Origin of the sequence: Streptomyces luteireticuli, assembly GCF_041519305.1 — a bacterium.
GTDB classification, from domain to species: domain Bacteria; phylum Actinomycetota; class Actinomycetes; order Streptomycetales; family Streptomycetaceae; genus Streptomyces; species Streptomyces luteireticuli.
The window spans coordinates 3,305,301-3,319,113 of the sequence record NZ_CP167927.1; the positions used below are offsets into that span (position 1 = coordinate 3,305,301).

Sequence of the window (13,813 nt, forward strand, 5' to 3'; positions counted from 1 at the left end):
CAAACGCCGGACGGGCTGAAATTCAGCCCGTCCGGCGTTTGAGGACGAACGCGGCGCAGCCGCGTTGCCCCGCGCGGAGCGCAGTGAGAAACGGTGAAAGGGCGGGCCAGGGGCAAACAACCCCCGCACCCGCCCCCACCGCGCGGCAGCCGAGACTAGCGAGCAGCCTTCGCGTAATGCGTGTCGTGCGTGTGCGGGTTGTCCGACTTCCGCGACAGCACCATCGTCAGACCGGCGATGACCGCGAACAGCACGATCGGCGCCGCCACGTACAGCCCCAGCGTGTTGAGCACGCTCAGGCCCGGGCCCGGGTCGTCACCGTCGTCGCGGGTGAGCGCGAACGCGGGGGACGACATCAGCAGCATCAGCAGCGTGCCGCCGGACACGGCCCCGGCACGCATGGCGTTCATCTTCTTATTGCTCACGGGCTCAAAGTATCGGACCTCCGCGGGCGTCGCGCGCCCGGGGTCTCCCCCCGGCCGAGGACCGCGTCCATCAGGGCGTGCAGCCGGGGCGAGGCGGCCAGTTCCTCCAGGGAGAGCGGCCGCCCGGCGGCGTCCGCGACGGGCAGCCGCCAGTTCGGGTACTCGTCGCACGTGCCGGGCAGATTCTGCGGGCGGCGGTCGCCCACCGCGTCCGGGAGCCAGATCCCGATCATCCGGGCCGGGGTGCGCAGCAGGAAGCGGTGGACGGCCCGGACGGCCGCCTCCTCGTCGCCCGGCCCCTCCGGCAGCAGCCCCAGCCGCCCGAAGAGGGCCAGCCACTCGGCGACTGCCTTGGCGTCCTCGCGCTGCTCCACGGCGAGCGGCCGGGCCAGCAGACCCAGCCGGTGGCGCAGGGCGACGTGGTCGCCGGTGAGCCGGGCGGCGGTGCTCGGCAGGTCGTGCGTGGTCGCCGTGGCCACGCACGCCTCCCGCCAGCGCTCGGGCGCCAGCGGCTGCGCCCGGCGCCCGCCGCCCGCCCAGTCCCGTTCGAACCAGAGCACTGACGTGCCCAGCACCCCCCGCTCGGCCAGCGCCTCCCGCACCCCCGGCCCGACCGTGCCCAGGTCCTCGCCTATGACGACGGCGCCCGCCCGGTGCGCCTCGACGGCGAGGACACCGAGCATGGCCTCGGCGTCGTAGTGGACGTACGTCCCCTGCCCGGGCTCGCGGCCCTCGGGCACCCACCACAGCCGGAACAGCCCCATCACATGGTCGATCCGCAGCGCCCCCGCGTGCCGCAGCAGACCGCGCAGCAGCTCGCGGTAGGGCGCGTAACCGGTGGCCCGCAAGGCGTCCGGGCGCCAAGGGGGGAGGCCCCAGTCCTGCCCCCGGGAAGTGAACGCGTCGGGGGGCGCGCCCACGGACATCCCGGCGGCGAGCGCGTCCTGCTGCGCCCACGCGTCGGAGCCGTCGGGGTGGACGCCGACGGCCAGGTCGTGGACGAGGCCGACGCGCATCCCCGCGTCCCGGGCGGCGCGCTGGGCGGCGGCGAGCTGCCGGTCGGTGAGCCAGGCGAGCCAGCAGTGGAAGTCGACGCGGTCCAGCAGCTCGCCGCGGGCCCGGGCGGTGCGGGCGGAGCGGGGGTCCTTCAGGCCGCCGGGCCAGCGGTGCCAGTCGGGGCCGTGCACCTCGGCGAGGGCGCACCAGGTGGCGTGGTCGTCGAGGGCCTGGCCCTGCCCGGCGAGGAAGTCGCAGTAGGCGGCGCGGCGGCCGGGGCCGAGCGGGACGCGCCGCACCAGCTCCAGGGCGCGCAGCTTCAGCGCCCGGACGGCGTCGTGGTCGATGGGCTCGCCGCCGCGCAGCACGGCCTCGCGCAGCCCCGCCGCGCGGTCGAGCAGCCGCTGGACCTCCTCGCGGTCCTCCCCCACGAGGTAGCCGAACTCGGTGACCTCCTCGACGCGCAGGTGGACGGGGTCGGGGAAGCGGCGCGAGGACGGCCGGTACGGGGAGGGGTCGGCGGGCCGCCCGGGGGCGCCGGGGACGGCCGCGTGCAGCGGGTTGACCTGGACGAAGTCGGCGCCGAAGGACCGCCCCGACCAGGCGGCGAGCTCGGCCAGGTCGCCGAGGTCGCCCATGCCCCAGGAGCGGGCGGACAGCAGGGAGTAGAGCTGGACGAGGAAGCCGTGGCAGCGGGCGGGCGGCTGGGGCAGCAGCCGCGGGGCGACGACGAGCGGCGCGGCGGCGCTCCGCCCGTCGGGGGCCCGGGCGCGCAACAGGTGCGTGCCGACGGGCGGTTCGCCGTCCGGAGCCGGGCCGTCCGCGGTCTCGACGTGCAGCACGGTGCCCTCCGGCAGGCCCGGCACGTCCAGGGGGCCGCCCTCGCGCAGCACCACCGCGGGCGGCAGCAGGCGGTTGCCCTCGGCGCGGGCGTGGGCGTCGAGGGCGTCGCGGACGGCCCGCGGGGTGGAGGCGTCGACGCCGAGCGCGGCGAGGACGGCGACCACGGTGTCCTCGGGCACGGGGACGCTCTGCCCGGGCGCGGGCTCGTAGGAGGTGGCGACGCCGTGCAGGGCGGCGAGGTGCGCTCGGTCCATGCCTGCCTCCAGCGGCGGGAACGCGAGGGAACGGGCGATGACACCCACCGTCACCTTACTGACGGAACCGGCCCCCTGACGGGTCTTCGGTCCGGCCCGCCCCCGTCGTCCGCCCGGTACGCCGGGCAATACCGGCAGTTCGGTCACCTGCGTTGACACGCTCCGCCCCTGGTGATGGGCTCGTCGCTCACGTACGGGCAAGAGGCAAGAGGGGCGAGGAGAAGGCGGTGCGGTTCCAGGGCGACGACCCCTCAGACGACCCCTCGTACGGCGTTCCGGGCCGTCGGCCCGCGGGCCGGGCCGTCGGCACCGGGCGGTTCACCGGCCCGTTCGCCGTCCGCCCCCGCCGGGCCGGGGTGACCACCGTGCTGGCCGCCGCGCTGCTCGGCGGGCTGCTCGGCAACGCGCCCGGGGCGGCCGCGGCGCCCGGCGGTCCGGCGGCGGCCGCGGCCGGCGGCCCGGAGGCCGCCGACCCGACGGCCGACGGCGGCCTGCCGCCCGTGTGGCCGCGCCCGCAGCAGGCCCGCGCCCAGGGCACGTACGCCCCCGTCGGCGCCGAGGTCACGTTGATGGCCGAGCCGGGCACCGACCCGTACGCGCTGTCGGCGCTGGGCGAGATCCTGTACGGACTGGGCGCGCGCACCGTCGTGGACGCCTCGCCGGGCGGCACCCCGCCGCCGCGCGGACTGATCGTGTACGCGGGCGGCCGGGGCGCCGAGGAGGCGCTGCGCGCCTTCGGCGCGGCCGCCGCCGGCGACCTGCCCCCGGGCGGCTACCGGCTGGCGGCCGGGCAGCTGGCGGGCCGCCCCACGGTGGCGCTGTCCGGCGTCGGCGAGGACGGGCTCTTCCACGCGGCGCAGACGCTGCGGCAGCTGGCCGTGGCCAAGGACGGCGGGCGCGCCTTCGCGGGGGCGCTGATCCGCGACTGGCCGGTCACGGCCGTGCGCGGGATCACCGAGGGCTTCTACGGCACGCCGTGGTCGATGCCGCAGCGGCTGTCCCAGCTGGACTTCATGGGCCGCACCAAGCTCAACCGCTTCCTGTACGCGCCCGGCGACGACCCGTACCGCGGGGCCCGGTGGCGCGACCCGTACCCGGCCGACCGGCGCGAGGAGTTCCGCACGCTGGCCGCCCGGGCCCGCCGCAACCATGTGACGCTGGGCTGGGCGGTCGCGCCCGGGCAGGCGATGTGCTTCTCGTCCGCCTCCGACGTGCGCGCGCTGGAGCGCAAGGTGGACGCGATGTGGGCGCTGGGCGTGCGCGCCTTCCAGCTCCAGTTCCAGGACGTGAGCTACAGCGAGTGGCACTGCGGGGCGGACGCGGACGCGTTCGGCTCGGGCCCGGAGGCGGCGGCCGCGGCGCAGGCGAAGGTGGCCGGGGCACTCGCGAAGCACCTGGCCGCCAAGGGACGGGAGGCAGCCCCGCTGTCGCTGCTGCCCACCGAGTACTACCAGGACGGCCGGACGGCCTTCCGGCGGGCGCTGGCGAAGCGGCTGGACCCGCGCGTGGAGGTGGCGTGGACCGGCGTCGGCGTGGTGCCGCGGACCATCACGGGGGCCGAACTGGCCGACGCGCGGGCCGCGTTGGGGCATCCGCTGGTCACCATGGACAACTACCCGGTCAACGACTTCGCACAGGACCGGATCTTCCTCGGCCCGTACACCGGGCGGGAGCCGGCCGTCGCCGTCGGCTCCGCCGCCCTGCTGGCCAACGCCTCGGCGCAGCCCACCGCGTCCCGCGTCCCGCTGTTCACCACCGCCGACTACGCCTGGAATCCCCGGGGTTACCGCCCCGAGGAGTCCTGGAGGGCCGCCGTGGACGACCTCGCGGGCGACGACCCGCGCGCCCGCCGGGCGCTGTGGGCGCTGGCCGGCAACGACGCGTCGTCCGTGCTCGGCGGCGAGGAGTCGGCGTATCTGCGGCCGCTCATGGACGAGTTCTGGGCGGCGCTGTCCGGCACCGACGCCGCCCGGCTGAAGAAGGCGGCGGACGGGCTGCGGAGCGCCTTCCGCACCATGGCCGACGCCCCCGGCCGCCTGGAGAACGCCTTCGGGGCCGAGGTCCGCCCCTGGCTGGAGCAGCTCGCCCGGCACGGCGACGCCGGCGCCCGCGCCCTCGACATGCTCACCGCCCAGGCGAGCGGCGACGGCGCGGAGGCCTGGCGCGCGGAGCTGGACGTGCTGCGGCTGCGGGACCGGATCGCCGCCGAGAAGGTCACCGTCGGCGCCGGGGTCCTCACCCCGTTCCTCCAGCAGGCCCTGGCCCGGGCCAACGGCTGGCTGGGCGTGGACCGCCCGCTGCGCACGGCGGGCGCGGCCACCGACGGCGACCCGGCGACGTCCGTCCCGGCCCCCGGGGACGGCCCGCTGACCGTACGGCTGCGCGAGCCGCACCCGATGACCGCGGTCACCGTCCTGACCTCGGCCGCGCCCGGCGCGCGCGGCACCGTCTGGGCCCACACCGCGGACCGGGGCTGGCAGCGGCTCGGCGCGCTCTCGGACAGCGGCTGGACGCAGCTGCCCGGCAAGGGCGTCCGGGCGGACGCCCTGCGCCTGGTCTGGACGGGCACGGTCCGGCCGGCGGCCGTCCACGAGGTCGCCCCCTGGTTCGCCGACACCTCCTCGGCGGGCTTCGAGCTGACCCATGGCGAGGCGACCGCGGAGGCGGGCGGCGCCCCGGCGGTGGTCGAGGCCCGGATGATCAACCAGCAGCCGCGGACGGTCGACGAGAAGCTCACCGTCACCGCCCCCAAGGGCGTCACGGTCAAGGCTCCGGAGCGGCTCACCGCCGTCCGCGGCGGGGTGACGACGGCCCGCGTCGAGCTCTCCGTCCCCGCGGACGCCCCCCGTTCGTTCACCGCCACCGTCCGCCTGGGCGACCAGGAGCGCACGCTGACCGTCCGTTCCTACCCCTCCTCCGGCGGCCCGGACCTCGCCCGGGGCGGCCGTGCCCGCTCCTCCGGCGACGAGGCGTCCGATTTCCCGGCCTTCGCGGCGATCGACGGCGACGACACGACGCGCTGGTCCTCCCAGCCCACCGACGACGCCTGGTGGCAACTGGAACTCCCCCGCCCCGCCCGCCTCGGCCGTCTCGTCCTGCACTGGCAGGACGCCTACGCCGCCCGGTACCGCATCCAGGTCTCCCCCGACGGCCGCACCTGGCGCGACGCGGCGTCGGTGGACGACGGCAAGGGCGGCACGGAGACGCTGCGCTTCGACGCCCCGGGCACCCGGTTCGTCCGGATACAGGGCGAGAAGCGGGCCACGGAGTTCGGCTACTCCCTGTACGAGGTGGAGGCGTACGCGGTACAGGAGGGCGCAGGGCGGGAAGGCGCGGACAAGCGCTAGCCCGCGCGAGGGCTGCCCCGCTTCACCGCCTCCCGGCTCGGCCTGCGGTAGCCGCAGTTGCAGACCCAGTCGTCGTAGCGCGAGATCGTTCCGTCGTGCCCCATCTGGATCTCGCGCACCATGGTGCGGTCCATGCAGCGGGTGCACCGCACGCCCTCGCACATGGTGCGGGGGAACCTCTCCTGACCCGTCTTCTGGCTCATGCCCGCGATGATGCGCCCCAGCCGGACCGATGGCACCGGCAAGTGCGGCAGGCTCCCCCTATCTGTGTACGCGGGGCCGTATCCGTGTACGCGGGCATGCCGGGCCTTCGCCGTACGACCGTGTCCATTCGGACGTCCGTACGACGAAGGCCCGTCCTCTCAGGCGGAAATGCCGTCGATCCGGGCCATCGCGTCCTCCGCGCCGTATGCCTCCAGGTAAGGCAGCCAGCGCGGGTCCCTATGGCCCGTGCCGATGATGCGCCACGCCAGCCCGCTCGGCGGGGCCGGCTGGTGGCGCAGCCGCCAGCCCAGCTCCGCGACGTGCCGGTCGGCCTTGACGTGGTTGCAGCGGCGGCACGCGGCCACCACGTTGTCCCAGGCGTGCCGGCCACCCCGGCTGCGCGGCACGACGTGGTCGACGCTGGTTGCGACGCCACCGCAGTAGGCGCAGCGCCCGCCGTCACGGGCGAAGAGGGCGCGGCGGGTGAGGGGGACGGGGCCCCGAAAGGGGACCCGCACGAAGCGCTTCAGACGGACGACGCTGGGCGCGGGGATGGTGCAGCTGGCGCTGTGCAGGTAGGCGCCCGTGTCCTCGAGGCTGACGGCCTTCTCATTGAGGACGAGTATGAGCGCGCGGCGGAGCGGTACGACGCCGAGCGGCTCGTACGACGCGTTGAGGACCAGGACGTGCGGCACGGGTGCCTCCTTGTACGCCGGCGGCGCGTGGCTCGCGCCGGGACGATCTCCTGCAAGTGTCCCCTGGCCCGTGGCCGGTGCGCCACCATCCGCGGGTAACGGGTCACAGGTGTTTTGGACCACACCTCGGTCAACCCCGTGCAGGACCTGCCCCATCTCGAACACAACAACGGATCACCCGTTGTGCCCCGCTAGTGTGATGGGTCTGCCCGCTCCGCCGCCCGGTCCGGGCACATCCCATCACGAAGGGTTCCCTGCTGTGTTCTGGTCCGCTGCCCTAGCCGCCGCAGACTCGACTCCCCGTCCCGGGTCGCTCGACGAGGCCCAGCAGACGGCCGACCACGCCGCCGGCTGGATAGAGGAGAACTGGTCCACCTGGCTCAGCAACGGGCTGCGGATCATCCTCATCGTCGTCATCGCCGTCGTCCTGCGGTCCCTGATCCGCCGGGCGATCACCAAGCTCATCGCCCGGATGAACCGCACCGCACAGGCCATGGAGGGCGGCCTCGGCGGCCTCCTGGTCAACGCCGAGCGCCGCCGTCAGCGCTCCGAGGCCATCGGCTCCGTGCTGCGCAGCGTCACCTCGTTCCTGATCATGGGAACGGCGGCGCTGAGCGTGCTGTCCACCCTCAAGATCGACCTGGCGCCGCTGCTGGCGAGCGCCGGTGTGGCGGGCGTGGCGATCGGTTTCGGCGCCCGGAACCTCGTCACGGACTTCCTCTCCGGCGTCTTCATGATCCTGGAGGACCAGTACGGCGTGGGTGACGAGATCGACGCGGGCGTGGCCCAGGGCACGGTCGTCGAGGTCGGTCTGCGCGTGACCAAGCTGCGCGGGGCCAACGGCGCGATCTGGTACGTGCGCAACGGCGAGGTGAAGCGGATCGGGAACCTCAGCCAGGGCTGGGCCATGGCCGAGGTGGATGTCACCCTCCGCTACGACGAGGACCTGGACCGCGCCCGCGAGGTGATGGTGCGTGTGGGTGAGGAGATGTCCAAGAGCGCCCCGTGGGACGAGAAGCTGTGGGAGCCCGTCGAGGTCATGGGCCTGGACTCGGTCTCGCTGGACTCCGTCGTCGTCCGCGTCCAGGCCAAGTCGGCCCCCGGCGAGGCGGGCGCCGTCGCCCGCGAGCTGCGCTGGCGGATCAAGCGGGCCCTGGACGCGGCGGGCATCCGCATGGGTCCCCCGCCGGCCGCCGCCGACGAGGAGCCGGCCGCGGCCGACCCGGCGTCGGCCGTGGCGCCCCCGTCGGCGCTGGGCAACCCCACGTCGCCGCAGTCCCTGGCCACCGCGCCGATACCGCCGGGGGCGACGCTGGGCAAGTGAGGCGCCGGAGGAGTTCCCGGGCCAGGCAGGTCGGACGAAGTCCACTGCGGCTCGGCCGCGCCCCGAAGGGGCGCGGGGCTGTTGCGACGTGCGGCTCCGCCGCGTGGGCGCGACCGGCCACGACGGTGCCGCAGCCGATCGACGCTGCAACCGATCAACCACCCGTCGCGGCATTTCCAGCGGAGCGCTCAGGCGCCGACCCGGCCCAGGAACTCCTCCACGTTCGCCAGCATCCTGGCGACCCGCTCCTCCTCGGAGAGCGACTCCTTGTAGCGGGGCCCGGAGAACTCCGGCACCTTCTTCCCCCGCACGTACAGCGAACACGCCAGGTCCGCGCACATATAGGCGCCCACCGTGTTCCCCTCGCGCCCGGCCGGGCCCGTGCGCCGGGCCGCGAGCAGCGAGACCCCCGAGCCCGGGTGCCCGGTCAGGCACAGCGAGCAGATCGTGGTCTTGGTCTGGCTGCGCGGCCCGCCCTGCGGGACCCGCAGTGTGACGCCGAGCGCCCTGCCGTCCCGTACCGCCACGAGATAGCCGCGGTCCGGTGCGCCCGGATCGCGCCAGCCCAGGAAGTCGAGGTCGGCCCAGGGGAGTTCGGAGAGGCCCCGGGGCAGGCTGATCCTGCGCGCCTCGCCCTTCGAGCAGTTGATGAAAGAGGCTCGTATCTCGTCCTCATTCAGTGGTTCCATGGGGCGAGAAGCTAACAGTGTTCCTGAAGTGACGTCATGCGAATTTTGGGAGGGCTGGTCCCGTGAAACTCGCAGTGGTCGGCGGCGGCTCCACCTACACGCCCGAGCTCATCGACGGCTTCGCCCGTCTGCGCGGGACGCTCCCGCTGGACGAGCTGGTCCTGGTCGACCCGGACGGGGACCGGCTCGACCGGATCGGCCCGCTGGCCCGGCGGATCTTCGCCCGGCAGGGCCACCCCGGCCGGATCTCCTGGACCGGCGACCTCGACGCGGGCGCGGACGGCGCGGACGCGGTGCTGCTGCAACTGCGCGTGGGCGGCCAGGCGGCCCGCGCGCAGGACGAGACCTGGCCGCTGGAGTGCGGCTGCGTCGGCCAGGAGACCACCGGCGCGGGCGGCCTGGCGAAGGCGCTGCGCACGGTCCCGGTCGTGCTGGACATCGCGGAGCGGATCCGGCGGCGCAGCCCGCGCGCCTGGATCGTGGACTTCACCAACCCGGTCGGGATCGTCACCCGCGCCCTGCTGACGGCGGGCCACCGGGCCGTGGGCCTGTGCAACGTGGCCATCGGCTTCCAGCGGAAGTTCGCCGCGCTGCTCGGGGTCGCGCCGGAGGAGGTCTCCCTGGGACACGTGGGCCTCAACCACCTCACCTGGGAACGGGAGGTGCGCGTCGGCGGCGCGGACGTCCTGCCGGAGCTGCTGGCCGGGCACGGCGAGGCCGTCGCCGCCGATCTGCGCATGCCCCGCGCACTGCTGGACCGGCTGGGCGTCGTCCCCTCCTACTACCTGCGCTACTTCTACCAGCACGACGAGGTGGTGCGGGAGTTGCGGGAGAAGCCGTCCCGCGCCGCCGAAGTGGCCGCAATGGAGCACGAGTTGCTGGAGATGTACGCCGACCCGGCGCTGGACGGGAAGCCCGCCCTGCTGGCGAAGCGGGGCGGCGCGTACTACTCGGAGGCGGCCGTCGCGCTGACGGCGTCGCTGCTGGGCGGCACCGCGGGCGACGTCCAGGTCGTCAACGCCCTCAACCACGGCACGCTGCCGTTCCTGCCGGACGACGCGGTGATCGAGGTGCCGGCCGCGGTGGACACGGAGGGCGCCCGTCCGCTGCCCGTACGCCCGCTGGAACCGCTCTTCGCGGGACTGGTCGCGGCCGTCACGGCCTATGAACACCTGGCGCTGCGGGCCGCGTTGGAGGGCGGCCGCGACCGTGTCTTCGAGGCCCTGCTGGCCCACCCCCTCATCGGCCAGACCGAGCCCGCCGACCGGCTGACGGACGCGCTGATCGCCCACAACCGGGAGCACCTGCCGTGGGCCTGAGGCACGCGCTGGCGATCGACGCGGGCAACAGCAAGACGGACGTGGTGCTGGTGGACGCGGCCGGTGCCGTGCTCGGCTCGGCGCGCGGCGGCGGTTTCCGGCCGCAGACGACGGGCGTGCGGGAGGCGGTGGCCGGGCTGGCCCGCCTGGCCGCGGCGGCGAACCCGGACGGGCTGCCCGTCGAACACGTCCGGGCCTGCCTGGCCAACGCTGACCTGCCGGCCGAGGAGGAACGGCTGGCCGCGGAGCTCTCGGGATGGGGGCGGACGGTCACCGTCGCCAACGACACGTTCGCCCTGCTGCGGGCCGGGCTGCCGGACGGGGCGGAGCCCTGCGGGGTGGCGGTCGTCTGCGGCGCCGGCACCAACTGCGCGGGCCTGGCGCCCGGGGGCCGCGTCTACCGCCTGCCCTCCCTCGGGCAGTTGTCCGGCGACTGGGGCGGCGGGACCGGCCTCGGGCGGGAGGCCCTGTGGTGGGCGGCCCGCGCGGACGACGGCCGCGGCGAGCCGACCGCTCTGGCGTCGGCCCTCCCCGCCCACTTCGCCCTCCCCTCCATGCCGGCCCTGATCGAGGCCCTCCACCTGGGCACCGTCCCCCCGTCCCGCCGCCACGAACTGACCCCCGTCCTCTTCGCCGTGGCCGCCACCGGCGACCCCGTCGCCCGCTCCCTGGTCGCCCGCCAGGCGGAGGAGGTGGTGACGATGGCCCGAGTGGCGCTGGAACGGCTGGAGTTGACCGGCCGGACCGTGCGGGTGGTCCTGGGCGGCGGCGTGCTGGCGGCCCGCCATCCCCTGCTGCACGACGCGGTGCTCTCCGGCCTGGCACGGCAGGCACCGCGGGCGGAGCCGGTGGTGGTCACGGAACGGCCGGTGCTGGGGGCGGCGTTGCTGGCGCTGGACGGGATGGGGGTGGGGGCGGGGGCGTATGCGCGGCTGAGGGGATGGTTCTGAGTTTGACGCCGGACGGGCTATTCAGCCCGTCTGGGGGTTGCCCCCTCCGGGGAGCTTGAGGACTTCGCCCGAAGGGCGAATGGGGGACCGGGGGTCTCCCCCGGGGAAACGGTGAAAGGGCGGGCCAGGGGCAAACTCCCCCCTCCGACCCCCACACCCGGTGTGTTTGTCACCCCCTCCCGCCATACTGCTACCACCGACGACCAAGGGGGGGTCTCGTGCCACATCCGCAGCAGACAGCCGCGGCGCAGACGACCACGGCCGTGGGGCCGAGCCCGGGCACGGGCGCAAGCCCGGCCCCGGGCCCGGCCCCTGGGCAACCCGCCTGGCGCGAAGCCCTCACCCGCCTCCGCAGAGCCGCCACCACGGAGCCCGGCCGCCTCCGCACCCTCGGTGCCGCCCTCGCCGCGGCCCTCGTCCTCTTCGGCGCCGTCACCGCCTGGCAGGTGACCGACCGGGCCGCGGCCGCCGACGCCGTCGTGGACCGCAGCCAGCCGCTGAGCGCCGCCGCCGCGGACCTCTACCGTTCCCTGGCGGACGCGGACACCACCGCGGCCAGCGGCTTCCTGGCCGGCGGGAAGGAGCCCCGCGCGGTCCGCCGGCGCTACGAGAAGGACATCGCCAACGCCTCGGAGCTGCTGGTCAAGGCCGCGGCCAGCACCGGCGGCTCCCGCTCCGAGCGCGCGCAGATCGCCACGCTCAACGAGCAACTCCCGGTCTACACCGGCCTGGTGGAACAGGCCCGCGCCACCAACCGCCAGGGCCTGCCCCTCGGCGGCGCCTATCTCCGCTACGCCAGCGACCAGATGCAGAAGGACCTGCTGCCCGCCGCCCGGCGGCTCTACGAGGCCGAGACGGGCCGGCTCGACGCGGACTACGACAGCGCGGAGTCCTGGCCGTGGGCCGCGCTCGCGCTCGGCGTACTGACGCTCGGCGCCCTCGGCTGGGCCCAGCGCCGTACGTATCTGCGCACCAACCGGGTGTTCAACCACGGCCTGCTGGCGGCGACCGCAGCCTCCGGCGTGGTGCTGCTGTGGCTGGTGGTGGGCCACGGCGTCGCCCGGGCGGATCTGGGGAGTTCGTACGACCACGGCGCCCGGTCGCTCCAGGTGCTCAACACCGCCCGGATCAGCTCCCTCCAGGCCCGCGGCGCGGAGAACCTGACGCTCGTGGCGCGCGGCGCCGTCCTCACCCCCCAGGGCAAGGACGCCTACGAGGAGGGCTACCGGGCGAGCATGCGCGACCTGTTCGGCGACGGCACGGCGGAGCCCCGGCAGGGCAGCCTGCTGGCCCGCGCCCGGTCCCTGGCGGACGGCTCCGCCGGGCACGATCCGGTGGAGACGGCGATCGCCGGGGTGGAGCAGTGGCAGAAGCGGCACACCGGCGCCCGGGCGGCCGACGACGCGGGGGACTACGAGCGGGCCCTGCCGCAGGTGATCGGCCCGGAGCAGAGCACGGGCGAGGCGTTCGACCATGTGGACAAGGCCCTGCAGCAGGCGCTGGACCACGAGCAGGACGTCTTCCGCGGTGCGGCCGACGACGGGCGGGAGGCCCTGACCGGTCTGGCCGTGGGCGCCGCGGTGCTCGCGGTGCTGGGCGCGGCCGGGGCGGTGCTCGGCATCGGCCGCCGGCTGTCGGAGTACCGGTGACCAGGGGAGGCGGGGACATGCGAGGACGGAAGGCGACGGCCGGGGCGGTCAGGACGGCCGTCTGGACCACGGCGGCGGCGCTGGCCGCGTTCGCCCTGCCCGGGCCGGGGGCGGGGACGGCGACGGCGGCCCGGGGCGCTCCGTACGGCACCCCCCGGCCCGCCGCGGCCACCGCCCCGCCCGCCGAGTGCACCGACCCCGAGGCGAGCCTGCGCCCGTCCACCGCGGACGGCCCGGCCGTGCGCCGGATCAAGGAGCGCGGATGGCTGATCGCGGGCGTCGACCAGAACAGCTACCGCTGGGGCTACCGCGACCCGGCCACCGGCAGGCTCAACGGCTTCGACATCGACCTCGTCCGGGCGATCGCCAAGTCCCTCCTGGGCGACCCGAACAAAGTGGCCTTCCTGGCGATCCCCACCAATCAGCGCATTCCCGCACTGAAGTCGGGCAAGGTGGATATCGTCGCCCGTACGATGACCATCAACTGCACCCGGATCAAGGAAGTCGCCTTCTCCACCGCCTACTTCGAGGCGGGCCAGCAGCTGCTCGCCCCCAAGGGCTCGCCCGTCACCGGTTTCGACGACGGCAGCCTGACCGGGCGCACGGTCTGCGCGGCCTCCGGTTCCACGGCCGAGACGGAGCTGTCGAAGAAGGGCCGTTCGGTCCGGGTGACGACCGTCCCGAACCAACTGGACTGCCTGGTCCGCCTCCAGCTCGGCCAGGTCGATGCAGTGCTCACCGACAACGCCCTGGCCGCCGGACAGGCGGCCCAGGACCCGTCCGTGGGACTGGTCGGCAAACCGTTCACCACCGAGTACTACGGCGTGGCGATGAACCGGGGCTCCGAAGACCTGGTACGCCGGGTCAACGCGGTTCTGGACGACTACCGCAGGGGCGGCGCCGACAGCCCCTGGATGGTGTCCTACCGCACCTGGCTGGACCGGGCGAACCTCGGGATCACGGCGCCGCCGGAGCCCAAGTACCGGGACTGACAAGGCCTGCCGCACACTGAGGACAGGCACGGGAACGGGCGCCGGACCGGCACCGGAACCCGGCGGGGACACGGAGCGGGGGGACACGGAGCAGGGGGAGGGACACCGGCGGGACGCCCGCCCGCG

At 75.2% G+C, this 13,813-nt stretch carries 11 protein-coding genes; 6 read left to right on the forward strand and 5 right to left on the reverse strand.

Features of this window, described 5'->3' with window-relative positions; all coding sequences use genetic code 11:
• Positions 1–155: 155 nt before the first annotated feature.
• Both AB8735_RS14490 and malQ read right to left on the reverse strand, forming a co-directional pair.
• Entirely contained in the window at positions 156–410 is a 255-nt protein-coding gene (locus AB8735_RS14490) for a hypothetical protein (RefSeq protein ID WP_372411846.1), read from the reverse strand.
• Positions 411–421: 11 nt separating this feature from the next.
• Positions 422–2,518, reverse strand: a complete 2,097-nt coding sequence (gene malQ, locus AB8735_RS14495) for a 4-alpha-glucanotransferase (RefSeq protein WP_372407707.1) — start codon at positions 2,516–2,518, stop codon at positions 422–424.
• A gap of 356 nt (positions 2,519–2,874) precedes the next feature.
• Here malQ and AB8735_RS14500 point away from each other — a divergent pair, with 356 nt between their 5' ends.
• Positions 2,875–5,865, forward strand: a complete 2,991-nt coding sequence (locus AB8735_RS14500) for a beta-N-acetylglucosaminidase domain-containing protein (protein WP_372411847.1) — start codon at positions 2,875–2,877, stop codon at positions 5,863–5,865.
• Here AB8735_RS14500 and AB8735_RS14505 read toward each other — a convergent pair.
• Entirely contained in the window at positions 5,862–6,068 is a 207-nt protein-coding gene (locus AB8735_RS14505) for a hypothetical protein (RefSeq protein ID WP_157868689.1), read from the reverse strand. The genes AB8735_RS14500 and AB8735_RS14505 overlap by 4 nt on opposite strands.
• A 159-nt stretch (positions 6,069–6,227) precedes the next feature.
• Positions 6,228–6,764, reverse strand: a complete 537-nt coding sequence (locus AB8735_RS14510) for an HNH endonuclease (protein WP_344031351.1) — start codon at positions 6,762–6,764, stop codon at positions 6,228–6,230.
• A gap of 259 nt (positions 6,765–7,023) precedes the next feature.
• On the opposite strand from AB8735_RS14510, the gene AB8735_RS14515 reads away from it, so the two are divergent.
• Positions 7,024–8,088: a mechanosensitive ion channel family protein gene (locus tag AB8735_RS14515; protein WP_344031349.1), complete on the forward strand. Its 1,065-nt coding sequence runs from the start codon at positions 7,024–7,026 to the stop codon at positions 8,086–8,088.
• 188 nt (positions 8,089–8,276) lie between these two features.
• Here the strand turns inward: AB8735_RS14515 and AB8735_RS14520 are convergent, their stop codons facing one another.
• Positions 8,277–8,777 (reverse strand): FBP domain-containing protein, encoded by a 501-nt coding sequence (locus tag AB8735_RS14520; protein ID WP_344031347.1) that lies wholly within the window; start codon positions 8,775–8,777, stop codon positions 8,277–8,279.
• 62 nt (positions 8,778–8,839) lie between these two features.
• Between AB8735_RS14520 and AB8735_RS14525 the strand changes: the two genes are divergently transcribed.
• From AB8735_RS14525 to AB8735_RS14540, 4 genes are all read left to right on the forward strand, one after another.
• Positions 8,840–10,096 (forward strand): 6-phospho-beta-glucosidase, encoded by a 1,257-nt coding sequence (locus tag AB8735_RS14525; RefSeq protein ID WP_372407710.1) that lies wholly within the window; start codon positions 8,840–8,842, stop codon positions 10,094–10,096.
• The gene (locus AB8735_RS14530) at positions 10,087–11,046 is read left to right on the forward strand and encodes an N-acetylglucosamine kinase (protein ID WP_372407711.1); all 960 of its coding nucleotides are present in this window, start codon (positions 10,087–10,089) and stop codon (positions 11,044–11,046) included. The genes AB8735_RS14525 and AB8735_RS14530 overlap by 10 nt, the downstream gene beginning before the upstream one ends.
• Positions 11,047–11,264: 218 nt before the next feature.
• Complete coding sequence (locus AB8735_RS14535) at positions 11,265–12,695, forward strand: hypothetical protein (RefSeq protein WP_372407712.1); 1,431 nt, start codon at positions 11,265–11,267, stop codon at positions 12,693–12,695.
• A 17-nt stretch (positions 12,696–12,712) separates the two neighbouring features.
• Positions 12,713–13,687 (forward strand): glutamate ABC transporter substrate-binding protein, encoded by a 975-nt coding sequence (locus AB8735_RS14540; protein ID WP_372407713.1) that lies wholly within the window; start codon positions 12,713–12,715, stop codon positions 13,685–13,687.
• Positions 13,688–13,813: the final 126 nt, after the last annotated feature.

Excerpts from the sequence above, each read along its gene's own strand:
- AB8735_RS14505 (WP_157868689.1), bottom strand. The coding sequence starts at position 6,068 with ATGAGCCAGAAGACGGGTCAGGAGAGGTTCCCCCGCACCATGTGCGAG.
- AB8735_RS14490 (WP_372411846.1), bottom strand. The coding sequence starts at position 410 with ATGAACGCCATGCGTGCCGGGGCCGTGTCCGGCGGCACGCTGCTGATG.
- AB8735_RS14520 (WP_344031347.1), bottom strand. The coding sequence starts at position 8,777 with ATGGAACCACTGAATGAGGACGAGATACGAGCCTCTTTCATCAACTGC.
- AB8735_RS14540 (WP_372407713.1), top strand. The coding sequence starts at position 12,713 with ATGCGAGGACGGAAGGCGACGGCCGGGGCGGTCAGGACGGCCGTCTGG.
- malQ (WP_372407707.1), bottom strand. The coding sequence starts at position 2,518 with ATGGACCGAGCGCACCTCGCCGCCCTGCACGGCGTCGCCACCTCCTAC.